The 24,674-nt window shown below is 51.8% G+C and carries 23 protein-coding genes; 14 read left to right on the forward strand and 9 right to left on the reverse strand.

Annotation, left to right across the window (positions count from 1 at the left end; genetic code table 11):
* Positions 1 to 245: 245 nt before the first annotated feature.
* Positions 246 to 3,413, reverse strand: coding sequence for an efflux RND transporter permease subunit (locus tag C5Y83_RS01340; RefSeq protein ID WP_105327835.1), 3,168 nt, complete (start codon positions 3,411 to 3,413; stop codon positions 246 to 248).
* Positions 3,410 to 4,846 (reverse strand): efflux RND transporter periplasmic adaptor subunit, encoded by a 1,437-nt coding sequence (locus C5Y83_RS01345; RefSeq protein WP_105327836.1) that lies wholly within the window; start codon positions 4,844 to 4,846, stop codon positions 3,410 to 3,412. The genes C5Y83_RS01340 and C5Y83_RS01345 overlap by 4 nt, the downstream gene beginning before the upstream one ends.
* A gap of 306 nt (positions 4,847 to 5,152) precedes the next feature.
* Here C5Y83_RS01345 and C5Y83_RS01350 point away from each other — a divergent pair, with 306 nt between their 5' ends.
* Positions 5,153 to 6,121, forward strand: coding sequence for an AraC family transcriptional regulator (locus C5Y83_RS01350; protein ID WP_105327886.1), 969 nt, complete (start codon positions 5,153 to 5,155; stop codon positions 6,119 to 6,121).
* 19 nt (positions 6,122 to 6,140) lie between these two features.
* Here C5Y83_RS01350 and C5Y83_RS01355 read toward each other — a convergent pair whose 3' ends face one another.
* Together C5Y83_RS01355 and C5Y83_RS01360 are read right to left on the reverse strand one after the other, a co-directional pair.
* Positions 6,141 to 7,139 (reverse strand): amidohydrolase family protein, encoded by a 999-nt coding sequence (locus C5Y83_RS01355; RefSeq protein ID WP_105327837.1) that lies wholly within the window; start codon positions 7,137 to 7,139, stop codon positions 6,141 to 6,143.
* A gap of 43 nt (positions 7,140 to 7,182) precedes the next feature.
* Positions 7,183 to 8,541, reverse strand: coding sequence for an aminotransferase class III-fold pyridoxal phosphate-dependent enzyme (locus tag C5Y83_RS01360; protein ID WP_105327838.1), 1,359 nt, complete (start codon positions 8,539 to 8,541; stop codon positions 7,183 to 7,185).
* A 389-nt stretch (positions 8,542 to 8,930) separates the two neighbouring features.
* Here C5Y83_RS01360 and C5Y83_RS01365 point away from each other — a divergent pair, with 389 nt between their 5' ends.
* Entirely contained in the window at positions 8,931 to 10,436 is a 1,506-nt protein-coding gene (locus C5Y83_RS01365) for a sodium:solute symporter family transporter (protein ID WP_158262183.1), read from the forward strand.
* Between the two features lie 23 nt (positions 10,437 to 10,459).
* Here the strand turns inward: C5Y83_RS01365 and C5Y83_RS01370 are convergent, their stop codons facing one another.
* Positions 10,460 to 11,032 carry a hypothetical protein gene (locus C5Y83_RS01370; protein WP_146117587.1) on the reverse strand — a complete coding sequence of 191 codons (573 nt, stop codon included), beginning with the start codon at positions 11,030 to 11,032 and terminating at the stop codon, positions 10,460 to 10,462.
* A complete protein-coding gene (locus C5Y83_RS01375) occupies positions 10,971 to 11,387 on the reverse strand; it encodes a PadR family transcriptional regulator (protein WP_105327841.1) in 417 nt (138 codons plus the stop codon). Before C5Y83_RS01375 ends, C5Y83_RS01370 begins: the two co-directional genes overlap by 62 nt.
* A gap of 463 nt (positions 11,388 to 11,850) precedes the next feature.
* Here C5Y83_RS01375 and C5Y83_RS01380 point away from each other — a divergent pair, with 463 nt between their 5' ends.
* From C5Y83_RS01380 to C5Y83_RS01395, 4 genes are all read left to right on the forward strand, one after another.
* A complete protein-coding gene (locus tag C5Y83_RS01380) occupies positions 11,851 to 12,393 on the forward strand; it encodes a sigma-70 family RNA polymerase sigma factor (protein WP_105327842.1) in 543 nt (180 codons plus the stop codon).
* Complete coding sequence (locus tag C5Y83_RS01385; protein WP_105327843.1) at positions 12,390 to 13,811, forward strand: FecR domain-containing protein; 1,422 nt, start codon at positions 12,390 to 12,392, stop codon at positions 13,809 to 13,811. Before C5Y83_RS01380 ends, C5Y83_RS01385 begins: the two co-directional genes overlap by 4 nt.
* Positions 13,812 to 13,875: 64 nt before the next feature.
* Positions 13,876 to 14,871: a DUF1559 domain-containing protein gene (locus C5Y83_RS01390; protein WP_105327844.1), complete on the forward strand. Its 996-nt coding sequence runs from the start codon at positions 13,876 to 13,878 to the stop codon at positions 14,869 to 14,871.
* A gap of 68 nt (positions 14,872 to 14,939) precedes the next feature.
* Positions 14,940 to 15,356 (forward strand): carboxypeptidase-like regulatory domain-containing protein, encoded by a 417-nt coding sequence (locus tag C5Y83_RS01395; RefSeq protein ID WP_146117588.1) that lies wholly within the window; start codon positions 14,940 to 14,942, stop codon positions 15,354 to 15,356.
* A gap of 69 nt (positions 15,357 to 15,425) precedes the next feature.
* Here the strand turns inward: C5Y83_RS01395 and C5Y83_RS01400 are convergent, their stop codons facing one another.
* Together C5Y83_RS01400 and soxR are read right to left on the reverse strand one after the other, a co-directional pair.
* Positions 15,426 to 16,073, reverse strand: coding sequence for a DUF1801 domain-containing protein (locus tag C5Y83_RS01400; RefSeq protein ID WP_105327846.1), 648 nt, complete (start codon positions 16,071 to 16,073; stop codon positions 15,426 to 15,428).
* Between the two features lie 166 nt (positions 16,074 to 16,239).
* On the reverse strand, positions 16,240 to 16,689 hold the full coding sequence (gene soxR, locus C5Y83_RS01405) for a redox-sensitive transcriptional activator SoxR (protein ID WP_233207022.1): 450 nt from the start codon (positions 16,687 to 16,689) through the stop codon (positions 16,240 to 16,242).
* Between the two features lie 111 nt (positions 16,690 to 16,800).
* Between soxR and C5Y83_RS01410 the strand changes: the two genes are divergently transcribed.
* Positions 16,801 to 17,532 (forward strand): SDR family oxidoreductase, encoded by a 732-nt coding sequence (locus C5Y83_RS01410; protein WP_105327848.1) that lies wholly within the window; start codon positions 16,801 to 16,803, stop codon positions 17,530 to 17,532.
* A 225-nt stretch (positions 17,533 to 17,757) separates the two neighbouring features.
* Here the strand turns inward: C5Y83_RS01410 and C5Y83_RS01415 are convergent, their stop codons facing one another.
* On the reverse strand, positions 17,758 to 18,648 hold the full coding sequence (locus tag C5Y83_RS01415) for an AraC family transcriptional regulator (RefSeq protein WP_105327849.1): 891 nt from the start codon (positions 18,646 to 18,648) through the stop codon (positions 17,758 to 17,760).
* A 610-nt stretch (positions 18,649 to 19,258) separates the two neighbouring features.
* Between C5Y83_RS01415 and C5Y83_RS01420 the strand changes: the two genes are divergently transcribed.
* The 7 genes from C5Y83_RS01420 to C5Y83_RS01450 all read left to right on the forward strand — a co-directional run bounded on the left by C5Y83_RS01420 (position 19,259) and on the right by C5Y83_RS01450 (position 24,645).
* Positions 19,259 to 19,654, forward strand: a complete 396-nt coding sequence (locus C5Y83_RS01420; protein ID WP_105327887.1) for a cupin domain-containing protein — start codon at positions 19,259 to 19,261, stop codon at positions 19,652 to 19,654.
* Positions 19,655 to 19,696: 42 nt separating this feature from the next.
* Positions 19,697 to 20,869 carry an NAD(P)-dependent alcohol dehydrogenase gene (locus C5Y83_RS01425; RefSeq protein WP_105327850.1) on the forward strand — a complete coding sequence of 391 codons (1,173 nt, stop codon included), beginning with the start codon at positions 19,697 to 19,699 and terminating at the stop codon, positions 20,867 to 20,869.
* 21 nt (positions 20,870 to 20,890) lie between these two features.
* Positions 20,891 to 21,118, forward strand: coding sequence for a tautomerase family protein (locus C5Y83_RS01430; protein WP_105327851.1), 228 nt, complete (start codon positions 20,891 to 20,893; stop codon positions 21,116 to 21,118).
* Positions 21,119 to 21,144: 26 nt separating this feature from the next.
* On the forward strand, positions 21,145 to 21,528 hold the full coding sequence (locus C5Y83_RS01435; RefSeq protein WP_105327852.1) for a DUF2255 family protein: 384 nt from the start codon (positions 21,145 to 21,147) through the stop codon (positions 21,526 to 21,528).
* A 45-nt stretch (positions 21,529 to 21,573) separates the two neighbouring features.
* Positions 21,574 to 22,320, forward strand: coding sequence for an SDR family oxidoreductase (locus C5Y83_RS01440; RefSeq protein ID WP_105327853.1), 747 nt, complete (start codon positions 21,574 to 21,576; stop codon positions 22,318 to 22,320).
* Between the two features lie 54 nt (positions 22,321 to 22,374).
* A complete protein-coding gene (locus C5Y83_RS01445) occupies positions 22,375 to 23,136 on the forward strand; it encodes a glucose 1-dehydrogenase (protein ID WP_105327854.1) in 762 nt (253 codons plus the stop codon).
* Between the two features lie 216 nt (positions 23,137 to 23,352).
* A complete protein-coding gene (locus tag C5Y83_RS01450) occupies positions 23,353 to 24,645 on the forward strand; it encodes a PQQ-binding-like beta-propeller repeat protein (RefSeq protein ID WP_233207023.1) in 1,293 nt (430 codons plus the stop codon).
* The last annotated feature ends 29 nt before the right edge of the window (positions 24,646 to 24,674 follow it).

The raw sequence follows: 24,674 nt of genomic DNA on the forward strand, positions 1-24,674 counted from the left end.
GCCCCCATTATGGCGAATGAAATCCAGGAATCCAGTACATTTTCATAAACCGTTTCGCGGCCTTATAACGCGATCTGTTTTTCGTACCGATGAGGCTACCAATGTTTCCATCTCGCTTTAAGAATCTCACCCTCTATGCACCGTTGCTCGGCCATCACTCGCTCACGTAAGTGCAAAAAGGCGACTCCTTCCTTAGAACGAGTCGCCGTAGAGGTTTTGAGATGCTACTCAGGATCGTTAGCCCATCACGTGGTCGTGGCCTCAGCACCGGTTGTCGGCTGAGGCTTCTTCTTCGCAAACTTACTAAGGACCACGTAAAACACTGGAGTGAGGAAGAGCCCGAAGATGGTCACCCCCAACATTCCAGCAAACACAGCGGTCCCGAGCACACGCCGCATTTCGAAACCGGCACCCGTCGCAATTAGAAGCGGAATCACACCCAGGATAAACGAGAATGCGGTCATCAAAATCGGACGGAGACGCAGTCGACAGGCTTCAACGGCGGCTTCGAATCGATCTTTCCCGTTGTCCTCTTCAGCCTTAGCGAATTCAACAATCAAAATCGCATTCTTACATGCCAAGCCCACGAGCACGATAAAGCCAATCTGCGTTAAAATGTTGTTATCCATCCCTCGGTACCAAATACCAAGGATTGCGAACAACAAACACAATGGCACGATCAAGATGATCGCGAGCGGAAGCAACCAGCTTTCGTACTGGGCGGCCAATGTTAGAAACACAAATAGCACTGCTAAAGGGAATAAATAGACAATCGTGTTCCCAGCTTGTCGCTCTTGATAGGCAATATCGGTCCAAGCATAGCCAAAGCCAGGTGGAAGATTGGTCTGAGCCAACTCTTCCATCGTATCCAACGATTGTCCCGTGCTGAATCCAGGGATGGTATCGCCATTAATATCGGCAGCAGGATACAAGTTAAATCGCACCAAACGATCAGGACCAGTCACCCGCTGCAGCTCCACCAGCGAACCAAGGGATACACTCGCGCCCCGAGCACTGCGCGTGCGCAGTTGCATGATATCGCTCGGTTCATCACGGAACTCCGGCTCTGCCTGAGCGGTCACGCGATACGTTCGTCCGAGGAAGTTGAAATCGTTCACGTAGAGTGATCCAAGATAAACTTGCAACGCCTCGAAGATATTGGCCACCGGTACATCCAGCATTTCCGCCTTTGTTCGATCGACCTCAGCGTACACCTGGGGAACACTCAACCGATAATTCGAGTAAACTTGCACCAAGCCCGGTTGCTGATTCGCCTCAGCAACCATTCGTTGGGTCACGATATTCAGGGCGTCGATACCGGCGCCACTTTGGTCTTGGACATACATCTTGTAACCACCACCACGACCAATACCACGTACCGGCGGAGGCGGAATGACGAAGATCTCGGCTTCGTTCACCACAGCAACTTCGCGACGCAGGTCCGCGACAATTGCGTTGATATCTCGTCCACGAGCCGCCCGTTCTTTTGCATCATCCAATGGAAGAAACGTCACGGCGGCGTTGGGACTAATCGTGAAGGTCGATCCAGATAAGCCCGCAATACCAACCGAGTGTGCCACCCCATCGATGCGACCACCGATTTCTGCCACTTTTTTGGTAACTACGTCAGTTCGAGCAAGTGCCGCGCCATCAGGTAGCCGAATCGCCACAATCAGATAGCCTTGGTCCATGGCAGGAATAAACCCGGTAGGTACCAAACTGAAACTGCTCCAAGTGCAATACAACAAGCCAGCGTACAGAAGCAAGACTACGACCGACACACGTACGATTCGTGAGATGACCCAAGCGTACGCATCACTCGTAATGTCAAACGTGCGATTGAATAGCCGAAAGAACCAACCGAAACACTTGTCAACGATGCGCCCACTCAAATTTCGGGTGGTACCTTTTGGCCGCAATAGCAACGCACAAAGGGCGGGACTAAGGGTTAATGAAACGAACGTTGAGAATGCGGTAGAAATGGCGATCGTAATCGCAAACTGCTGATAGAACTTTCCGCTGATGCTAGGGATGAAGACGGTCGGCACGAAAACCGCGATTAACACCAGGGTCGTCGCGATCAACGCGGAACCAACTTCATCCATTGCCTTATGCGTTGCCTCACGAGGCGATAATCCCTCGGCAATTAAACGCTCGACGTTCTCAACCACCACAATTGCATCATCGACGACGATACCAATTGCGAGTACCAGTCCGAATAGCGACAGCGTATTTAAAGAGACTCCCAAAAACTGCATCACAGCGAAGGTTCCAATCAAGGAGATTGGAATTGCGATCACAGGAATGATGGTCGGGCGCCAACCGTGCAAGAAGATAAACACGGTGAAAATCACGAACGCGGTGGTAATATATAGCGTGTCGAAAACTTCCTCGATCGATTCTTCCACAAAGTTGGTCGGGTTGTAGGCGATTTCGTAGCCAATTCCAACAGGAAAGTCCTTACTTAGGTCTTCCATCGTCTGCTTGATCTGATTCGCCGTATCAACCGCGTTCGTTCCTGGCCTCTGATAAACAAGCACAGCAACGGCTGGCTTGCCATCGAGATAGCTAAGCCGGGAATAGTCTTGAGCTCCCAGTTCGACGCGAGCGACGTCGCTCAGGCGGGTCACGCGACCATCTTCGCCACGTTTGATAATGATCTTGCCGAACTCTTCCGTATCTTTCAGTCGTCCTTGCGTCGTCACATTCAGCTGAAATGCGCCCGTTTCGTCGGTTGGAGGTTGACCGATCACACCCGCTGCGACTTGAACGTTTTGACCACGAATCGCCGCGACTACATCCGCCGGCATTAAATCTAGGTGGGTCATGCGTTCGATATCGAGCCAGACCCGCATGGCGTATTCGTTACCGCCAGCAATTCGCACGTCGCCGACACCATCCAATCGCATCATCGCATCGCGAACTCGCAAGAATGCGAAGTTGCTGATATAGAGTTGATCGCGACTTTTGTCGGGCGAATTTAGATGCACCACCATCAGCATGTCAGGAATCTGCTTGCTGGTAGTCACCCCGATTTGGCGGACTGCTTCCGGCAAACGTGGTTCCGCAATCGCCACACGGTTTTGCACCAGCACTTGAGCGTCGTCCAGATCGGTTCCCAATTTAAAGGTCACCGTCAGCTGCATCGTTCCGTCGGCGCTCGACGACGATTCCATATACATCATGTCGTCGACACCGTTCATCTCTTGCTCGATCGGCGTTGCCACCGTATCAGCAATCACTTGCGGCGTTGCCCCGGGATAACTGGCTCGCACGACAATCGTCGGCGGAACGACGTCGGGATACTGCGAAACCGGCAACGTGTAATAAACGATGCCACCAACCAGCACGATCAAGAAAGATAACACTGACGCAAAGATTGGTCGTTCAATGAAGAAGTGTGGGAAACTCATTGGGCGGCCCCCGATTTGCTAATGGAGGTCGACATACCAGGGCTCTCTTGAGTTGTCGGAACGTCTTGGTTGGGTGTCTTGATCGAGGTCAGGCCTGACGAGATCCATTTATCCGGCGGCAAAGGCTCGTAGGTATTCGGAAGTCCGTCTTCAACTATTTGTATTTCACCGGTCTGAACTTGTACTTCCATCGCTGGTCGAGCCAAGAGAAGGCCTTCGATGACAAGTTGCTCATCACCCTTTAAACCTTCGCGGATAATGCGTAGTCCATCGACCAACGGGCCGGGAACGACAGCACGTCGTTCAATCTTTTTGTCGACGACGATGTACACGAATTGCGACGACTGATCGGTACCAATCGCGGAATCCGGAATCAGCACTGCTTCATAGGCGGCACTTCCTGGAAGGCGAACACGACCGAACATTCCTGGCACTAAAACATGATCCTCATTGCGAAAGATACAACGAACCCGCATGCTGGCCGTATCAGTATCGAATCGGTTGTCAACGAACTCCATGTGTCCGTAATGAGGGAACAGCTTTTCATCTGACAAACCAAGATAGACCGGATTCTTCGCTTCACGAGAGCTTTTTCGTTTACCCTGTTGAGCAAGGCGAATGTATTTAAGGGCCTGTGCTTCATTCACATCGAACGCACAATAAATTGGCTCGACCGAAGTAATCGTGGTAAGTAGTGTCGAAGTCGCTGCCCCCCCACTAATGAGATTTCCTTCCGTGACGTATTCACGGCTAATGCGGCCGGTCACAGGAGCGTAAACTCGCGTGTAATTCAAATCGAGCTGTGCTGTCGCAATCCCCGCGTTAGCGGCTTCGATCGCGGCGTTTGCGGTATCCATCGAAGCTTCGGCCAGTCCGATGCTTGCTTCCGCCGAAGCGACATCGGCTTGCGATTGAACGATGTCGGTTTCCCGCTGATCGAGTTCATCTTGTGCCACCGCATTTCTTTCACGCAGCGTCCGTGCACGCGCGACGCGAAGTTGCGCCAAATCAAGTTGAGCATTTGCTTGTTTTTGTTGAGCTAATGCCTCGGCCATCTGCGCTTTTGACTGGGACAGTTGGGATTCGGCCTGGCGGAGCTGAGCCTTAGCCTCACTCAATGTTGCCTCGAAAGGACGTGGATCGATGATAAACAGGAGATCACCTTCGTTTACCATCTGTCCTTCGTCGAAGTGTATCGACTGAAGATAGCCGCTCACGCGGGCACGCACTTCAACAAACTCGACCGGCTCTAGACGCCCGGTGTATGCGTCCCACTCAACGATCTCTTTTTGCAAAGGTTGAGCGACAGTCATTGTAGGTGCAGGTGGCTTGGCCTGCTCGCGGGGTGCCTGGCCGCAGCCCAACATTCCGCAAACAAGAAGTCCACCCACAATGGCCGCAGAATGCGGCGAAATCAAACGAAGCGTTAGCATAGCGGTAGGCAAGTGGGTAAGAATTAATCGATTGTATTTAATGCTTTTTCAACATCGTGAATAAGCAATCGCGTACGGCAAAAGCACCGTGCGGATTGCCGCGTCCAACTAAGTGAGGGTCACAAAAATAACGGCAAATGTGCCGAAAAATGCGAGACGAATCGACCTCGCATGGGACCGGACGAATAATACTAGCCAGAGTTCTAATTTCGTCGATAGCACGATCCTCGAAGATCCTTGTACAATCCTCCAATCATCGGTTTCCTACCATCTGATGATTCAAGCAGTACGACTATCATTAACCCGATGACGAACGCGCAAGACCAACACGAACGGCAGCGAATGCACGTTGATCAGCTAGAACTTGCTGAGCGAATAACGCAACATGTAAGGCATGATGGCCGCTCGGAAATTCAGCCTGGTTTGTTCTTCAACCGGGCATCCCATCCAAGCAAACCACTACACGTGGTTTCTGATCCGGCGTTATGTGTCATCGCACAAGGGAGCAAGGTGGTCATGCTTGGCGAACAGTCATTTCGCTATGACCCGGCTCACTACTTGATCAACACGGTTGATCTACCGCTGGTGGCGGAAATTGCAGAAGCGTCCCCTGACCTTCCCTATTTGAGCATTCGCTTGGTCTTCGATGCATCAATGGTTAATTCAGTGACTATTGAATCTGGGATTCTGCAACCTAGTAGCGAAGCCAACGAGAAGGCGCTCGACGTCAGCCCACTCGACTCACCGTTACTTGATGCCATCTTGCGATTAGTTCGGCTAGTCGATCAACCAGACGACTACCGCGTGCTTGCGCCGCTTGTGCAGCGGGAGATCATCTATCGACTTCTTACGGGCGTGCAAGGAACACGAATGCGTCATTTGGCAACCTTTGGTGGTCAAGTCGATCGCATCGTGCAAGCGGTTAACTTAATACGATCAAATTTCAACAGACCGCTGCGAATTGAAGATGTTGCGCGGGAGCTGCACATGAGCGTCTCCGGATTTCACGCCCACTTCAAATCGGTTACCGCAATGACCCCACTTCAATTCCAGAAGCAACTTCGATTGCAAGAAGCACGACGTTTGATGCTTAGTGAAGACGTTGATGCAGCTCAAGCAGGATTTCGTGTCGGTTACGACGATGCTTCTTATTTCAATCGAGACTACAAACGCTATTTCGGTAATCCTCCGAAACGCGATGTTGATCACCTGCGTGAGATCTCTGGTTCAGACGCCGAGCTGCTTGCCGATCGACTCGACGGAGCAGACCTCTAACTCAGCTTACCCACCGCGATCACGATTTTTGAATACCAAATAGTTGGGTCGCGTTGTTCCAAAAGATGTCTTCAATCTGCGAATCGACCAATTTCTCGGACCAACACGCCCATTTCAGGGAACGAATATGCTCAAGACCAACTAGCACTGGCTCGATCGCTGAATGCTTCTCGTTCCAGATCGGGGAATTTTCTGTGAGCCATAGGAACGTATCGCCTATGGCGACGCACCGACCTTTTATGTGGCTGATCGGGAAATCCGTTCCGTATATCAGCTTCTTGTGCCCGAATAGTCGAACGATGGCCTGATGCGCAATCGGCTCACAGTTTGCGCTGCTGTCGAAGTAAAGATTATTGAGGTCTCTGAGGGATTCTAATCCAGCAAGGTTATGCGCAGGCTGAAACCCACGGGCAGAGTGTGCAAGAATCAACTTGATATGCGGATATCGCTCGCAATAGCGCCGAATCCAGTACAAATTTCCCGGATCGGCAACGGCGTGCTTCTTGACTATGTGAAGCGTGATGAACCAACCTTCCTGATTCGCCACCGCGACGAGCGGCTCTGGTAAATAGTCAGGAATCTCCGCTTCGAACGTAGGCTGGTTCGGCGCCATCGTGTGGTAACACTTCAAACCATGAAGGCCCAGCCGCCTGACTTCTTGTTGCACCCATTCCGGATCGTCTTCAGGTGTGACAAAGAACGCCCCGACACAATCAGGTGCGAATGCGAGCTGTTCACTCACCCAATTGTTCGCTTCGGGAATCTTCTGCTTCAAGCTTGCATCAAATCCGGGAAGAAATAGGCCCGCATAGCGACGTTGTGAATGTAAGTCTTCGCTGAAATGTTTCACCTCCTGGTAACCGAAGGTGGCAGGAATTCCACGAATCGCAAATCGGTGGGACCCTTCTTTCATCAAATGCGCGTGCGCATCGAATACTTTGTCCGGCAGAAAAGACTCGACCTCCCTCTCAAAGAAAGCGTGATCGATTTCCGTCGCTGGAGATGGGTGTGAAGTCATGCAGAGGCCGTTGAACGATATGGACTATTATCAAGCAAGGTCATTACTTCACGAGCCGACGAAAAGCATCTCTCTGAGGAGAACATTCGAGCACAGCCGTAACCTCATTTCGGTCAAAAGCATCGCGGATAATGACAAATGTTTCCCGAGCCGCTTCGCATGTCTGCGAAAACTCGGAATCTCCTTGAGCGGCATTAAGGTAGAACGATGCGTATCCGTGACACCCACGTTTGGCCATTTCCTGGATGTATAAAGTAACAACTTGGCTTCGCAGTTCTTCATTCGGTATGTCGAAATGTAGGTAAGGATGTACATCGACACCTCGACACGTGACCGGACACGATACTTCCAAGGCGATCGTGTTCAATTCGCGTTTAAGCTTTTCCCCGTATGCTTCGAGCTGAGCCGCAACGTTGCGATGTGACGCCTCTCGAATGGTGGTTAGCGCGGCACGCAGTCCAATCGTTTCGCTCCAGTACGTACTTGAAATAAACATCTGCGCTGCAGCTTCCATCACCTGACTTTTTCCCACTACCATTGCCATGGCATAGCCATTCGAGATTGACTTGGCGAAGACAGACATGTCGGGAACAGCGTTGAACTTTTCCTGTGCACCTCCCATCCCGAAACGAAGGCCCGTCGAGACTTCGTCGAAAATAGAAACACATTGGTGCTTTTTCGCCAAAGTCAGGACGCCTTCCAAATAACCAGGCACAGGAAGTTCAGAGCGCAGCGGTTCCATAATGACTGCGGCAACTTTGCCTTCATGCTTTTCTAGAAGAGTTTCCAAGCTTGCTAGGTCACCATATGGAAATGGCATAGCCGTATTCGCTAAACCTTGGGGAACACCAATCGGTTCAATGCCAGGAAAGAGATGCTCGCCTAAACTGCTACCGGCATCAAGATTGGCGGCCAGGTACCAGTCATGCCAACCGTGGTAGCCACAAAACAGAATCATATCCTTGCCAGTTACCCCACGCGCGATTCGAACCGCCATAGCACAGGCTTCACCGCCAGTCTTCGCATAGCGGACCATTTCAGCAGAAGGAATCCAGTGGCAGAGCTCTTCGGCTAATTCGACCTCCAACTCATGATTCACCGAATAGTTGGTCCCATCCATAATCTGCTCGCGAACCGCAGCATCCACGACTGGATCGGCATAACCAAGTAGTATTGACCCAATTCCACTAATCCAATCGATGTACTCGAATCCATCGACATCTGTGAAACGCGCACCATTGGCGGACTGCGCGTAGATTGGCGATATACCATATGCGGTACGGGTTGGTCGGCGACTCACCAACTGAGTGCCACCTGGGATTCGCTTCAAAGCGCGATGGTAAAGCTCCATCGATCGCGGAATCCGCGATGATGCAACTTCGATCGATTTCTCACGAGTCATAACGAACTACCAGCATCTTCGACCAAGCTTCGTCCGGTGCCATCACGCGCCCTGAGTTGTAGGTACCACTTAATACATGTATTGCTTCCCTAAATGCCGATACTCACACCTAACACCACGCCAACAATGCAGGCGAAAATGTTGGAGCACCACTGCGTTTCCAGAAATAGCTCTCAGGATGGCGTGAATACGGAGGATTAGTATCGAAGAATCCTCTATCAATCCAACTTGTACGTACCACTTGAGATTTCAGATATTCATTCCTAAGCTAAGGCACCGAGGATTTGGAGACCTAATTCGATCGACCATTTCGTTGACCTCAGAAACGAAATCTCAGGTCGCTGTAAAGGCCGTGTTTTCGATACCGCAACCGAAGATAAATGCAGAACATGTCACATCGATTACAGACGTTGGATTGGTTCGTAATTGGCGCCTACCTAGTTGTGATGCTGCTGGTCGGCTGGTACTTCAGCCGTAAGACTGCAACGACGGACGATTATCTGCTGGGTGGCCGACAAATGAATCCGTGGGCGGTCGGCTTATCGCTATTCGCGACCTTGCTGAGCACGCTTACGTACTTGTCGATGCCAGGCGAGATGATCAAACATGGCCCGATGGTCATCGCAGTAATTGCGTCGTTTCCACTCATTGCCTGGGTCGTCGGCTGGTACATCATTCCGCGTTTTATGAAACTTCAGGTCACGAGCGCCTACGAGATCTTAGAAGACAAACTCGGCATCGGAATTCGCTTACTTGGATCCGCCTTATTTCTTTCGTTGCGGCTACTGTGGATGGCTGTGGTGATCTATGCAACGGTTGAGAAAGTCCTGATCCCCATGCTCGGTTGGGACGAGAAGTATATTCCGTACGTTTCGGCATTTCTCGGGGTAATTACGGTAATTTACACTTCGATGGGCGGACTTCGCGCGGTGGTTTACACCGACGTTGTGCAAACGTTTATCTTGCTGGGTGGTGCGATCCTGACAATGGTCACCATCACCTACAGCCTAGGAGGCGTGAATCAATGGTGGCCAAGTGAGTGGGATCCTGAATGGGCTCCGGTTCAGCTGTGGTTTTCGCCCACCTCCCCACGCACGATCGCCGGTGCTGCGTTGTCTGGCTGGGTCTGGTACGTCTGTACGGCAGGCTCCGACCAGATGGCCGTTCAACGTTATCTGGCGACTCGCGACGTCGCTGCTGCTCGAAAGATGTATTTCGTTTCCCTCGGGGTCGCTGTCTTTTCGACCGTTTTCCTCGCCGTTCTGGGACTCGCACTGCACGGCTTCTTTACGGCGAACCCTCAGATGCTCTCCGAAGGCCTCTCCATTCAAGAAGATGCCGACAAACTGTTCCCGCTCTACATCATCGTGGGGTTGCCCACGGGAATCAGCGGGCTCGTTGTCGCAGGATTGTTAGCCGCCGCCATGTCTTCCCTATCGTCCGGCCTTAACTCGTCATGTTCCGTCGTGACGGTCGATTTCCTGGATCGCTTTAAGGCCTCTGGCACGGAAACGGATGCTGGCAACGTTAGCCTGTCTCGCTATGTATCCGTCTTGATCGGTGTTGTAGTCATCGGCCTCAGCATGTTTGCAGGAACCGTAGAAGGCAACTTGTTGACCGTTACTTACAAGGTTGTCAATCTGTTCGTCGCTCCCCTGTTTGTCTTGTTTTTCCTGGCTCTTTGGATTTCGTGGTCCACACCGTTCGGTGCCTGGATCGGAGTCTCCGCCAGTATCGCTGTCGCCGTGGGCATTTCATTCTACGAGTTGTTCGGAATGAACATATTCTGGATCATGCCAGGATCGCTGATCACAGGCATTGTAGTCGGATCCTTGGCGAGCCTAGTTCCATTAACGGGAAAAGCTCTTCCAGTTCCAGAAGATGAATTCGCTTGAGATGCCGAAGCGTGAAAACGTGATTAGTGCCAAAAGTGGTTAATCACCCAGGTAGATATCAAGCTGAAAACGGTGGCCAGAACAAAAATCGACCAGACCGGGATATGAATCGAGGCACGGTATTTCTCTGGCGTGAGATCCGTTCCCATCTTTCTCGTAATGTTGGTGTCGTCTAAGTCGCGTTGAAGTCGAAGCCAGCGAAACCAACCGCATTGCCGACACCACCCCAGGACGTATTTATGGTAGGACCGAGCCCCGATTCGTATTACGCCTGCTTCAGAAGCCGGAGCACTGCGACCACACTTGGTGCAGTAGATTCGCCACCCGGGTGCATATCCCTTTCCTGGCATCGTGATCGGCGATGCCTCGTCGCGGTACTGCGCTGCGACGACCTCCGGCTCGCCAAACTGGTCAACTAAGTGTGCGTAAAGCTCTTCGTCATCTTGAATAGTGTCTTCTGTGTCTAAGCACGCTCGCTCAAGATGCGATCTTGCATCACTGATGGCATCTTCAGGTACGACGCCGCTCTTCGATTTAAGGCTTATTTCGAGCGCGTCCAGATAACGAATCACTGCGGGAGCCAGAGTCTTTTGCATCACGCAACTCCAAAACCGAATTAACGAAGCGAGTGTTCTTGTGCCAGGCATCCGTCCAGGTGACGAGCGTTTGCTTGCCTACCGTCGTGATCTGGTAGTACTTGCGCGGTGGTCCCGATTCCGAAGGCAATGTCTGACTATGTAGCAGCCCCTGTTTTTCAAGAGATCGCAGCACCGGATATAGCGCGCCTTGATTCATGGGCAACGGCTTGCCGGCATGAGTCTCGAGCCACTTCCCGATTTCATAGCCATACATCGGCTCGCCATGTTGCTCAAGAATCGAGAGCAGAATGAGCGAGACAGCCCCAGCATTAAGTTCCTTCTGGAACTTACGCGATGGCTCGTCTTCTGCCATGGGATCTCCTAAATCAGCATTGCCTGAGGCTGGTTAAGTTTCGATTTTGCCCGACTAGTAATAACTTGTCAATAGTTTTGACCAACACCAATCTAGATAGTCGTGTCCATGCACATTGGCCGCAGATCCAAGGACGGAACAAGACCGCAATCCCCACGCTGGGATGGTAGACCTTACGGAGTGTATGTTCGAGCACGGCGCGAAATAACAGTCACAATGAATTCTTAACACAACGAATCCAACAAAGGACCAATGCCCTATTCAACCACCTAAAGAACGGCAATCATTCAGTTAACAGTGACTTGCCCTCCATTCTTTGCATAGCGTTTTCCGCAATCTATTTCCTTTTTCGGAAAACTCACCATTTTCGTGGCCAAACTAAGACCATGACGGGCGAGTGCTTACAGAGCGAATCCAACTTCGCTGTGAAAGAGGTTTCAGGGTGACGCGGTCCCTTTCAACTATGGTTCCAACAGAAAACGATTCGGCGAGACAATCCCATTTCGCCGAGGTGTACATCACCAATCAAGAGCAACTGAAGGGATACGTCTATTCCTTAGTTGCCAATTGGAATGATGCGGAGGAAGTCTTTCAGCGCACCAGCCTGGTGCTGTGGAGGAAATGGGAGCAATTCGATGAAGATCGCGACTTTCTTCCGTGGGCATTTGGCTTCGCGAGAATTGAAGCCAAGCGATTTCATTCGGAACGTGGTCGTCAGCTGAAGATGCTGAGCGACTCGGCGATGGATGCTTTGGATGTTGTGATGGTAGAAAGCGGTGACGCACTTGATGAACGGCTCGCAGCACTTGAGCATTGTGTTAAGAAACTACCCGCCCAGCAGCGATCGATGTTATGGGCATCGTACGACAAGTCATATTCGATCGAGAAAGTCGGTGAACGGTTCGGGCTCTCCGCAAACGCTGTTTACAAGCGACTTCGAAAAATCCGCGAACTGCTGCATCGCTGCATTGACAGCCGACTAGCCGCTTGGGGTGAGGGACAATGAGTGAATCGCCGGAAATCGTAGGAAAGATCATCGACGATCCTCACATCCTTGAGCTTGTCGATCTCTGCCTGACCGACCGCGCCACACCTGAGCAGTGGAAAGAACTCAGCGAGTTGATCGTCAACCGAAAAGACGTTTCCCAGTACTTCGCCGCCCAATCGATTACGAATGCTCGTCTGGCCACGATAAGTCGAGTAGAGGCTGAACAGGAACGAGAATTACTACAACGCATAGAAAACGACTCTCAAGTTGAGCTACCTACCGCTGAATCGGGTAACCAATTTCAGCTACGTCGCGTCGTCACCGCCGTGGGACTTACGGTTGCAGCGGCGCTACTACTTTTCGGTGGCTTGGCTGTTTCGGTTTGGTATCAAAGCCACACGACGCCGGCGCCATCCATCGCTTCCAGTGGACCTGTTCCCCCAGCAGTGATCGTCACGGGAATTCCGGGCGAAAGTGAACCACATCCCTTCTACGGTCGGGATCTAATCGAACTACCCCCAGGAAACTTTCAAGGGGTGACTTCTTCCGGTGTGAAAGTCGAATTAGTCGGACCATTACGAATCCGCGTCGACAAGCCAATGTCTTGGCGATTGTTCTACGGCAAGGTTGTCGCCGATGTCCCCCCCTCGTCGCACGGCTTCACAATTAACACGCACAATGCCTCAGTCGTCGACCTGGGCACGAAGTTTGGTGTCGCGGTAGATGCTGATAACTTTACGGAAGTCATGGTTTACCAAGGTAGCGTCGAACTCCGCACGGGGAATACGCTTCAGCGAATGGTCGAAGGTGAAGCCTATCAGGTACCTATCGGTGGGAAGTTGGAAAAGCTTGCTGCGATCAATTTGCCGACCTTTCTCAAACCTGGTGATGTTCCTCCTTCGGTAATCAGCGAAGTCAGACATAACGGCGTCCTCACCGAAAAACCATACAAGATCGTTCGTGGTGGCTTCCATGAAGGAGCCACTGCTTACGTCGATCGTGTCCACAAGTGGACTGGAGCGTCTGCGAGTGGTCTTCCGGCACCACTTATCGATTTGGATTACGTCCAAATGGCAAACGACTGGAAGTACGACGCCAAATGGAAAAAACGAAACAATTTGGAGTTTACGTTCGTCTTCAACCGGCCGACAGTGGCCTATCTGCTGGTTGACGAACGGTTGCCGGTCCCAAGCTGGCTGCCGCGTAACTTTCGTGATATGGGGTATTCCGTTGGCATGGACAAGGGTTCTCACGAAGACCCGCGATCCAAAACCAACTATCAACTTCCTCAGGAAGATGGCCCCGGCAAGTCGATCGATGTCTCGCTTCGGGTGTGGCGCGCCGTTTTGCCCGATGGTGGAGAACTCAAAGTCGGCCCTATTGGTAATCGCTCGATCGACTGGGTAGTTCCCTGCCTGGTCGCTCGTCCTATTTGATCTTCTTACCTGTTCGCTAAATCATCTATCCCTACAACTACTAGTTAAAGGCTCGTTACCTTTTATGAAGACGACACAACCTAAGGGTTTTACCTTGGTCGAGTTGTTGGTGGTCATCGCCATTATCGGCGTCTTGGTCTCTTTGCTGTTGCCCGCGGTCCAGCAAGCTCGTGAAGCGGCACGACGGATGCAATGTACCAACCACCTGAAGCAAATTGGCTTGGCCCTTCACAACTACCACGACACATTCGGCGCCTTTCCCGCGATTAGCTACGACCACGAAGTGAACGGCGGCGATGAAACTCGCCATGCCAGTTGGAGTTGGGGCACGCTAATTCTTCCACAAATGGAACAAGGCTCCGCGTATGATATTTTGGCTCCCAGCCAACCCGACCGCTTGCACGAGGCGGTCAACAAATCGGTGAAACTGGCCGTCCTTCAAACCCCCATTTCCATTTGGCGTTGCCCATCCGATACCGGTCCAGACTTGAATACGCACCTCACGATCAACAACGGTTCGGGCGATCAGTCGCAAGATGTCCAAATCGCTACCGCGAATTACCTGGGCGTCAACACGAACGGCGACATTGACCGCTCGCGTTACCACAATGGGATCTTTGTACCCGGTACAAACGTGCAAGGTAACTCCCGCATGGTTGTTGGCATGCACCAAATCCTCGATGGAACAAGCAATACGGCCATGGTCGGAGAGCGAGCATGGATGCTTTCAGGTGTGGAACTGGGAGCCGGACTACTTTACGGCCATACGGGAAATGAAGACATCGAGAACAGCCATAACTATCTCGACGGATTCATTGCCGTTGTTGGTGGTGGAAAGACGCACATCAACACGACCGACACCTGCGGTGCATCGTGCAACGATGTTGACGGTCGACAAGGTTTCTCGAGCAACCACCCAGGTGGCGCTCAGTTCATGTTCGCGGACGGCTCGGTCCATTTTGTCAGCGAAAACATTGACGACAACTTTGGTGGTGCCACCGATACCACGTACGAACGTCTGCTTGATCGAGCTGACGGTCAGCCGTTGGGTGAATACTAAGAATAATTATGAAAGGAGCCGCCGCGAGAAAGGACGGATCGCGGCGGACGCCTATCGGAGATCCAAACATGACTCGAATAGCAGTATTTAGCCTGTTGATCGCAATGTGTGCAATTGCTGGTTGTGGTGACCCGAACATGCCACCCGTCGGAGAAGTCCACGGGCAGGTCACCCTCAATGGCGAACCGGTTGCGGATTGTCAGGTCGAATTCGTTCCTCTAGCAGGAGGTCGTAGTTCGTCGGCCATGACCGATAACAACGGCCAGTACGTCCTGAAGTACAAAGGCAATGCCGAAGGAGCCCTTCTGGGAAAACATCGCGTTCGCCTGGTGACCGCACGAGGTGCTACACGCGACGATCATGGCCGCGTCACGAAGCCAGGCATCAAAGAGAAGTTACCGAAGGAATACAACGAAGAAACGACTCAAGAAGTCGAAGTTACCGATGGCGACAATCCGATCGACTTCACGATCGTTACCAAGTAGTCAGTCGAGGAACGAGTATCCTTCCCGAAACGTACTGCCAAACTGCAGTACGTTTTTTATGCGCGATTGCTATTTGAACTGCTTATGCGATCCATCGCAGGTTGGCATCTTCTTCGAAAGCCCACAAGTACAATCATGCAGTCCTTTTCCAGCGAAGATTCGCGGCATGCATTTCTCAATCCTCGCGATACGAGACTTGGCCTGCTTCGCTCCTGCGAAATGCAACAGATACCCGCGTTGTCGGCCAGGGGTTAATGACCCAAAAGCGGTACGAAAAGCCGCGTCTTCCTCTAGCTTGGCTTGAAACTCCTCTGGGCCGTCAAGAATGTCAGCTTCTGGAAGATCGACCTTTAAACCTGACTTTTCAATCTCGATAGCTTCTCGGATATACGCTTTGATTGCTGTCTTGTTTTCTCCGATTTCATCGCCGCTAGTGAAGCGAATAATTCGAGCCGATCGAGAGTTCGCCCCCTGCTTCAGCAAGATCCCTTTCGGATCCTTCATAAGGGCTCCCTTGAAAAAGCCGATTGAGAAGTATTCCTTAAATCCACCAAGAATAGCAATGTTCTTAGTCTGATAGGTATAACATGGCGCGCCCCACTTGAGTTCTTCCGTCAGTTCCGAGTCCCTCACAACCTCTCGAAGCAATGATAATTCGTTTCGCCAATTCTTGACGGAACTCAGATACTGATCCACTTTCGGATTCTTGTCACCCATGGCCGGCTCTCACAGAACGCGGTTTTCACCAATAACGCAATCACCCAAGCTTAGCGATTAACCTGTCGCGTACCAGCACTGATACTCTTGAATTCTGCTGCATTTCAATGAGGGACTAACAAGATTATCAATCGCCTTCTTACGGTCGCCAAGTGAGACCGCTGCACTAGCGTAAAAGATGTGGACCTGGACCGTGCTTTCCGAGCTCATCCTGCGGGTTGCGAAGTGGACAGTCGCTCAACGAAAGACAACCACATCCGATACATTGGTTCAACTGCTTGCGCATCCGCTGGGCGAGATTGATCTTTTCTTCAAGCGCTTTGTCGAGTGCACGGCTAACCTTTTGCCAATCACCTTTCCTTGGTGTTCGATCCGTTGGAATACCGCGAAACGCTTCGCCAATTTCTTCCAGCGTAAAACCCAGATCTTGCGCAACCTTGATCAAAGCCAAGACACGTAACTCACGTCGAGAAAACAGACGCTGATTTCTCTTGTTGCGACTACTACGGATCAGCCCTTTGGACTCGTAGAAGTGAATTGCAGAAACTGCGATACCGCTTCTGTACGAAACCTCGCCGATTGCTAGCAACTCTTCTTCAGCGTGATCACTAGACACGATTGATGCTCGCAGCTAAAGTTAACTTGAGGTCCACCTCAAGTTACGTTGAGGTGTGTCTATTTATTCTGAAACCTACTTCGCAGATCGTCAACCGATAAAGGCATAGCAATGGGCGATTCGACCACCTCAATTGGACTTGTAACCGGCGCATCGGATGGAATTGGCAAGGAAACAGCAAGGCAACTTATCCAAAACGGCGTCCAGGTTATCATTGGTTCGAGAAACCTGGAAAAGGGACAGCGCGTGGTTGAAGAATTCGCCGAGGCTGGACTGAAGTGCCATGTTATACAACTCGAAATAACCGACGACAAAAGTGTGCGCGACGCCGTTCGAGAAATTGACCAGCGGTTTGGGCGGCTCGACATTCTGGTCAACAACGCAGGTATCGCGCTAGATCGCGGACCACTTAGTGAAATGCCGATTGAAGATTTCATCGCCACATTTCAAACCAACGTCATTGGTTCTTTCCGCGTAACTCAGGCATGCCTGCCGTTGCTGCGACGCTCTCAGAAAGGACGAATCGTCAATGTCTCAAGCGGTTTGGCATCGTTGCTCAATATGACCGATCCAAATAGCCAATATTATCATGTGGCCATTCCTGCGTACGCCTCCTCGAAAGCCGCCGTCAACGCCATGACCGTACATCTAGCGCGAGAACTTGCCGAGTCAGGCATCAAGGTCAATGCAGTTGAACCTGGACTCACGGCGACACGTTACGTCTCACTTCCTGGTGCACAACCAGTGGAAGTAGGCGCCGAAGCTTCGGTAAAGTATGCGCTGATCGACGACAATGGCCCCACGGGTTGCTTCTTCGATCGAAATGGGGTGCATAACTGGTAGAAATCAGCTGAAACCAGCCCGCTTCATCCCTTAGAAAGCTGCTGAACGAGCGTTTTCTTGGTCAGACGATAGCGAATCCAGTTCGAGGAATTTCTACGAGATTCTATTGGTTCACGACGACGTTCGAGTCAGGGGTGCTCGACCGTCGAAAGCGTCAAATGGACCAAAGAAAGCCTCATACGGGCCGACCTTGGGTAGGCTATCGGTTACTCACCACTTGAACGATCAAGAAACGGCCGCAAGAAGCGCATCGATATCTTGACGTGGTGGTGCCCCAAACATGCGTCGATACTCTCTGCTGAACTGGGAAGGACTTTCGTACCCAACGCGAAACGCAGCTTCGGCCGCATCGAGCTTCTCCCCCAGCATTAAATTGCGAGCCTCTTGAAGCCGCATTCTCTTTTGATATTGCAGCGGCGTCATCGCTGTGACGTTTTTGAAGTGAAGGTGAAATGAAGAGGTGCTCAAGCCGACCGTTTCCGCGAGAGCCTCAATCTTAAGCGGTGTGGCGAAATGATCTTTCAACCAGCGGATTGCCTGGGCAATGCGATATGCTGGCGCCCCGGCCATCGCCATTTGCCGTAAACGGACGCCCTGCGGTCCCGTGAGTATTCGATGCGTTATTTCACGAAGTACCAATGGCGCCAAAGGCCGAATGTCTTGTGGGGAATCCAACATGCCAGCCAGGCGTCCGATTGCATCAAGCAACAAAGGGTCGATAGAAGATACTGAAAGGCCTCGCTCTGGCGGACCGCTAGAGGAGACGGTTGTTCCGTCTGCCAGCATTTCCCCAACGACTTTCGGATCGAGCGAGATCTGCATTCCCAAATAGGGCTTCTCGGGGGTCGCAACAGCAACACGCGCGTCCACCGGCAGCTCCACCGAAACAAGCAGGAACTCAGCCGACGCCATGGGAAAGGTCTCGCCTGCCAATACGACTTCCTTCGCCCCTTGGGCAACCACGCACAAGCACGGCTCGTAAACGAGGGATACGGCTGTGGTCGGTGAAGAAAACCATGACAATTTCATTTCTGGAATTTCGGTGTTGGTAACTGAGTCACGGTGACCATGTTGCCGAATCGCTGTAACGAGCGTGTCCATTTTTGAATTGTCCATGCATGCTCCTTCTTGTGTTGCCTGAGTTCTCAGTCTATCTCCTTATGCCAATCCTGACCATGAAGCTTCCCGCAAATCATTAGAGAATCAGGCAATCCAAAACCAAATAAAGCAAGAACCTAGCTCACAGGTCGACGTGGACAGTTAGTTCTTAATCTGTCGTACTAAACCGAGTGACAATCGTACGCCGATTGTAAATAGCCTCGTTTTCACATGTATTTCTTAGTCATCTAATCAAATTACCTTCATCTAGGGCAGCCGCAGCATGGTCAACATTTGTGATTGTCGCATATCGCCCCAATTTGACTGCGGTGATATGAACGAACTGCCATGACGTGGAGCATTAGGCAAGATCCTGGGACGATCTAGATACCGGGTGGAATGTCTGAAGGTGTACTATGCAGTGAGCGAACACGCTTCCCGAGAATCATCAAAAATCCAACTAACTGGTATTTGAACGGATATGAGACGGCCAACCGGAAATGCGTCGAGGATGCCATTTCAAATCGACCGGCGACAATTTGCCCAAACTATCGGCGGCTACGCATTCCTGTTTGCAGGGATGGCCCCCAATCAAGCACAAGAACTTTCTAAAGAAAAGGAGATAGCGATGGATATTAGACGAAATGGTTCTCAGCCATCCAGCGTCGGCCCTAACGAATGGTTCACAGGGCAGACCCGGATTGATCCACTCTTTTCACCGCAAGAGCCGGCTCGGGCTGCTGCAGCTAGTGTTACTTTCGAGCCAGGTGCTCGCACCGCATGGCACACACATCCACTCGGTCAAACGCTGATCGTGACCTCTGGTGTCGGCCGAGTTCAGGTTTGGGGTGGCGTGATTGAAGAGATTCGCCCAGGCGATGTCGTTTGGTTCCCGCCTGGCGAAAAACATTGGCACGGCGCGGCCCCTGACAAGGGCATGACGCACATCGCGATTCAGGAAGCGATGGACGGAAAAGTCGTGGAATGGATGGAACATGTCTCCGATGAGCAGTACCAGAAATAGCCGACGTCCTATCTTCAACCACACCCACTGAAGGAACGGATCATGAACCGTGATCGACGCAATTCTCGCAGAGACTTCCTGCGAACTTCAACAGTCGCTGGAGCTGGTGTTATGTTAGCCAGCACCGTCGGACTACCGGATGCCCAAGCGGAGCCAAGTAACACGATCATCACCCAAGGCCTCGCTGCGCGCGACGAATCCGGCAAACTGAGCCCATGGTCCTTTCAACGTCGCCCCATCGGTGACAATGATGTTTTAATCGACATCAAGTTCTGTGGCATTTGCCATTCTGACATCCATCAGATGAGAGGCCACTGGGGTCCGCAACAGTACCCGCAGGTTCCCGGTCACGAAATTGCAGGCATCGTCGCAGCCGTGGGAAAGAATGTCACGAAATTCAAAGTGGGTGATAAGGCTGGTGTTGGCTGCATGGTCAATAGTTGCCTCGAGTGCGACAACTGCCATCGCGGCGAGGAACACTACTGCAGCAAGAACGCCACCGTTTTTACGTACGGCTCGCCCGAAAAAAGCTCTCCCACAGGAATTACTCAGGGAGGGTATTCCAATAAGGTGGTCGTTCGAGATCACTTCGCGATTCGTATACCCCAACATATCCAACTGCAACACGCGGCACCGCTTCTTTGTGCTGGCATAACCACCTATTCACCGCTTATGCGAGAAGGAATGGCCAGAGGAAAGAAAGTCGGGGTCGCAGGTATCGGGGGGCTAGGGCATCTCGCAATCAAGCTGGCCGTATCGAAGGGTGCCGAAGTCACCGCGTTCACGACTTCCCCTTCCAAAGTCGACGATATCAAGAGGTTTGGGGCGAAGGAAGTGGTCGTTGTTGACGAGATGTCCAAACTTAGCCCCTACTTTGGCACGCTCGATTACATGATCTCCACGATTCCCTACGACTTTGACGTCGCCGGTTACGCGATGACCTTGAAGCCTTACCAGAATTTCACTCAAGTTGGTATGCCGGTCCAAGGAAAGTTGACCGTCAATAACTTCATGATGATCCGTAATCGAGCGAACTTTAACGGTTCGTTGATTGGCGGCATACCAGAAACGCAGGAAGTGATGAACTACTGTGCTGACGAAAAGCTCTTTCCACAAATCCAAGTGATCAAAGCCGATCAGGTAAACGAGGCTTGGAATCAGGTTGTCAACAAAGAAGCTCGTTATCGATACGTGATCGATACGACAACCATCTAGTTTTAAACCGGAGAACCTTTCATGCCACACGTGATCGTCAAACTCTGGCCGGGAAAGTCGGAACAGCAAAAGCAGGAACTGTCTCGACGCATTACAGACGAGGTGATGAACATTCTCCACTACGGAGATGAATCCGTTTCGGTAGCTTTCGAGGAAATCGACGCCTCAAAGTGGCGTGATGAAGTCTATCGGCCGGACATACTTGCTAGGCCAGAACAACTCTACAAGAAGCCAGGCTACACCATGTAACCCAGCACGAGAGAAAGGAGGAAGAAGTGAATACATCATGGGATCAAGAAGAACTTCAAAAGATCGCCACGACGGACGATCTTCACATCGCGCCGTTCCGGGAAGATGGCAAGACGTTCGGTACGCTTACTTGGATCTGGTCAGTTGTGGTCGACAGTCAGCTTTACGTTCGTGCTTATCATGGCCAAGCATCGCGATGGTATCAAGCTGCAGTTCGCCAGCATTTTGGCAAAATCCGCGCGGCTGGACTGACCAAAGAAGTCAAGTTCACGCCTTACACCGGTTCCGGTAGCAGTTCTATTGATCAAGCCTATCGTGAGAAGTACGGCGAGAGTCCTTATCTCGCTTCTATGATCAGCGATCGCGCCCGTGCCGCGACCATTCAGATTCTGCCACGCACAGAAACCTAAGCTGGCTATCTCCAAACCTTCCATCATCAAGGAGTTCAGAGAATCATGAGTAAAAACATCGAAGGAAAAGTTGTTGTCATAACCGGAGCGAGTAGTGGTCTCGGGGAGGCAACCGCTCGGCACCTTGCAGCGGCAGGAGCAAAGGTCGTGCTAGGAGCTCGGCGGGAGGATCGTCTTCGAACATTAGTTAATGAGTTGACTGCGGACGGCAAGGAGGCGATCGCGGTTAGGACCGATGTAACCGATCGCGACCAAGTCAAAGCACTTGTGGATTCCGCCATCGAGAAGTTCGGCCGAATCGATGTGATGGTGAACAATGCCGGGCTGATGCAGCAGTCACCAATAGAAGCGTTCAAGGTCGACGAGTGGGACGACATGATTGACGTGAACGTTAAGGGCGTACTATACGGCATCGCCGCGGCCATGCCCCATATGCAGAAACAAAAGTCGGGGCACATTATCAATGTTTCGTCGGTTGCGGGGCATAAAGTGACGCCAGCCGGGGCCGTCTATTGCGCAACGAAGCATGCGGTGCGTGCGATCTCGGAAGGACTACGTAGCGAGGTGAAAGCCTACAACATGCGCACCACCATCATTTCGCCAGGCGCCGTTGCTACGGAACTTCCGTCGCATATTACTCATGCGGAATCACATGAAGGAATTAACCAGTACTACGAACAAGTTGCTGTTCCGCCGGAATCGTTCGCAAGAGCTGTTGCTTTCGCAATTGAACAACCAGACGAGGTCGATATTAACGAGATACTCTACCGCCCCACAAAACAGGAACTCTAAGTCGTTTCCGTATCTCAATATCGCTTCACCGTCTAAGTTTGATAGGACTCGTTTATGAATATCTCTTTTGAAAACCAAGTCGCCCTCGTTACCGGCGCGGCGTCTGGGATGGGGCTTGCCACTGCTCAGGCGTTCGCAGAAGCAGGAGCCAAAGTTGTTCTCGCAGACTTTCGGGAGGATGTCGTCCAAAAGGAGGCAGATAAGCTCGTCGCAGCTGGCAAAACGGCAATTGCCATTGGCTGCGATGTAAGTAACGACACCCAGATCGAAGCCATGATTGCTCGCACCGTATCGCACTTTGGCCGATTGGATGTTGCGTTCAATAACGCCGGCGTAATGGCCAAGGCAGCTCCGATCGCCGAAAGCTCGCACGAGGAATGGGAACGTGTTATCGGCATTAATCTCCGAGGGGTATGGAACTGCATGAAGCACGAGCTCAGGCAAATGGAAGAGCAAGGAAGCGGTGCAATTGTCAACAATGCGTCGGTTGGAGCACTCACCGGAAACCCAGGCATCGCCTCGTACATCGCATCAAAGCATGGTGTGGTCGGACTCACGCGAACCGCGGCTTTGGAGTACGTGAAGAAGGGAATTCGCGTTAACGCTGTGAATCCCGGCCTGATCGATACGCAGGTCGCTCGGGATGTCGTCAGTGGAGATGAACAGGCATACGACGAGTTTGCCAAGCGTGTGCCGATCGGACGAGCAGGACGTCCCGACGAGATCGCATCGGCGGTCCTGTGGTTATGCAGCTCCGGAGCAAGCTATGTCGTTGGCCAAGCCCTAACCATTGATGGTGGTTTGACTGTCGGTTAGCTAAACATGCAGGTAACGAAGGGAGTTGAGAAAGTAACCGGCTCGAGCGGAATTCATGCGGGCATCACGCGATCAGATCAGCGTTGTCAGATCTGACGTCTGTGCCTCATTATCGTTCGCTGCTCACTGAGGAGAAGCCTCCCTCGGAGCGCGAAACTTTTTATTACCGCTGGTGTTAACTGATACAGATTCTCTCCTCCGAAGAAAGGACCTCTTGTGCGCGGTTTTGCTTTCACCACATTGCTTGTTTCTGTTGTCTGCATTTCATCAATAGCGGAAGGGGACGATTGGCCCAGATTCGGCGGGCCTAATCGCAATGCAAAATCGCAAGAAACTGGACTGCTTCAACAGTGGCCAGAGAGCGGCCCACCTCTCGTCTGGAAAGTATCGGATATTGGCCAAGCGATGGGAGGGATCGCCGTTAGTGAAGGTCGTATTTACACGACCGGCGATATCAACGGCACGGCTTGGCTGCTCGCCCTCGATGAACAGAACGGAAAGCGGCTCTGGAAAGCGAAGATCGGCCGTAGCGGAAATCCCGGATTTATCTTCCAACCGGATGGTCCCCGTTCGACGCCGACGATTGAAGATGGACGTATCTATGTTCTTGGTCAGTACGGTGATTTTGTCTGCGTCACGACCGATGGAGAAGAGCTTTGGCGAACGCACTACGTCGACGATCTAAATGGCATTATGCCGAAGTGGGGTTACAGCGAATCACCGCTGATTGACGGCGATCAAATCCTGTGCGAGCCTAGCGGTCCAGAAGCAACGTTGGTAGCACTCGATAAGAAGACTGGTCAACAGAAATGGGCATGCCATGTGCCGGCCGGCAAATTCAATCCACGCTACGGAAACGAATCGGCCGCTGGGTACTCGTCGGCAATCGTTATCGACTTCGAAGGGATTCGCCAGTATGTCCAATTCACATCAACCACGCTGGCCGGGATTTCAGCAGCAGACGGAAAATTGTTGTGGCGCTATGATCATCCGGCTAATACACATCGGATCCCCTGCTCTACACCAATTTATCAAGATGGACTCGTGTTCGCATCGACGGCCTATGACGCAGGCGGTGGCGCGGTCAAACTACGCAAGACCAAGGACGGAGGCGTTGAAGCGGACGAAGTATACTTCAGTCCAGAAATGAAGAACCAACACGGTGGAATGATCGTTGTTGATGGTTGCCTTTACGGCGCTGCTGGTGGCAACCGAGGTGGCTTTCTGGTATGCCTCGATTTCCAAACTGGCGATGTCTTGTGGCGTGAAAGAGACGCGCCGAAGGGGTCGTTGATGATGGCGGATGGTCGTCTCTATCTTCGTGCCGAGAGCGGCACGATGATCTTGATCGAACCCAATCGACAGGAATACGTCGAACGTGGCCGATTCGAGCAGCCTGATCGCACACGTGAGCCCGCTTGGACACATCCAGTTGTCGCAAACGGAAAGCTTTATATCCGCGACCAAAACCAACTATTCTGTTATAAGGTCGCACGCGACCAAGAGTAGCGACGACGCCATGTTACCATGTGTTTACT

The organism is Blastopirellula marina (genome assembly GCF_002967765.1).
In the GTDB taxonomy this organism is placed as follows: Bacteria; Planctomycetota; Planctomycetia; order Pirellulales; family Pirellulaceae; genus Bremerella; species Bremerella marina_A.

Bases quoted from the DNA above. Each gene is read 5' to 3' on its own strand.
- C5Y83_RS01340 (WP_105327835.1), bottom strand. From the start codon at position 3,413: ATGAGTTTCCCACACTTCTTCATTGAACGACCAATCTTTGCGTCAGTG.
- C5Y83_RS01345 (WP_105327836.1), bottom strand. From the start codon at position 4,846: ATGCTAACGCTTCGTTTGATTTCGCCGCATTCTGCGGCCATTGTGGGT.
- C5Y83_RS01350 (WP_105327886.1), top strand. From the start codon at position 5,153: ATGACGAACGCGCAAGACCAACACGAACGGCAGCGAATGCACGTTGAT.
- C5Y83_RS01355 (WP_105327837.1), bottom strand. From the start codon at position 7,139: ATGACTTCACACCCATCTCCAGCGACGGAAATCGATCACGCTTTCTTT.
- C5Y83_RS01360 (WP_105327838.1), bottom strand. From the start codon at position 8,541: ATGACTCGTGAGAAATCGATCGAAGTTGCATCATCGCGGATTCCGCGA.
- C5Y83_RS01365 (WP_158262183.1), top strand. From the start codon at position 8,931: ATGTCACATCGATTACAGACGTTGGATTGGTTCGTAATTGGCGCCTAC.
- C5Y83_RS01370 (WP_146117587.1), bottom strand. From the start codon at position 11,032: ATGCAAAAGACTCTGGCTCCCGCAGTGATTCGTTATCTGGACGCGCTC.
- C5Y83_RS01375 (WP_105327841.1), bottom strand. From the start codon at position 11,387: ATGGCAGAAGACGAGCCATCGCGTAAGTTCCAGAAGGAACTTAATGCT.
- C5Y83_RS01380 (WP_105327842.1), top strand. From the start codon at position 11,851: ATGGTTCCAACAGAAAACGATTCGGCGAGACAATCCCATTTCGCCGAG.
- C5Y83_RS01385 (WP_105327843.1), top strand. From the start codon at position 12,390: ATGAGTGAATCGCCGGAAATCGTAGGAAAGATCATCGACGATCCTCAC.
- C5Y83_RS01390 (WP_105327844.1), top strand. From the start codon at position 13,876: ATGAAGACGACACAACCTAAGGGTTTTACCTTGGTCGAGTTGTTGGTG.
- C5Y83_RS01395 (WP_146117588.1), top strand. From the start codon at position 14,940: ATGACTCGAATAGCAGTATTTAGCCTGTTGATCGCAATGTGTGCAATT.
- C5Y83_RS01400 (WP_105327846.1), bottom strand. From the start codon at position 16,073: ATGGGTGACAAGAATCCGAAAGTGGATCAGTATCTGAGTTCCGTCAAG.
- C5Y83_RS01410 (WP_105327848.1), top strand. From the start codon at position 16,801: ATGGGCGATTCGACCACCTCAATTGGACTTGTAACCGGCGCATCGGAT.
- C5Y83_RS01415 (WP_105327849.1), bottom strand. From the start codon at position 18,648: ATGGACAATTCAAAAATGGACACGCTCGTTACAGCGATTCGGCAACAT.
- C5Y83_RS01420 (WP_105327887.1), top strand. From the start codon at position 19,259: ATGGATATTAGACGAAATGGTTCTCAGCCATCCAGCGTCGGCCCTAAC.
- C5Y83_RS01425 (WP_105327850.1), top strand. From the start codon at position 19,697: ATGAACCGTGATCGACGCAATTCTCGCAGAGACTTCCTGCGAACTTCA.
- C5Y83_RS01430 (WP_105327851.1), top strand. From the start codon at position 20,891: ATGCCACACGTGATCGTCAAACTCTGGCCGGGAAAGTCGGAACAGCAA.
- C5Y83_RS01440 (WP_105327853.1), top strand. From the start codon at position 21,574: ATGAGTAAAAACATCGAAGGAAAAGTTGTTGTCATAACCGGAGCGAGT.
- C5Y83_RS01445 (WP_105327854.1), top strand. From the start codon at position 22,375: ATGAATATCTCTTTTGAAAACCAAGTCGCCCTCGTTACCGGCGCGGCG.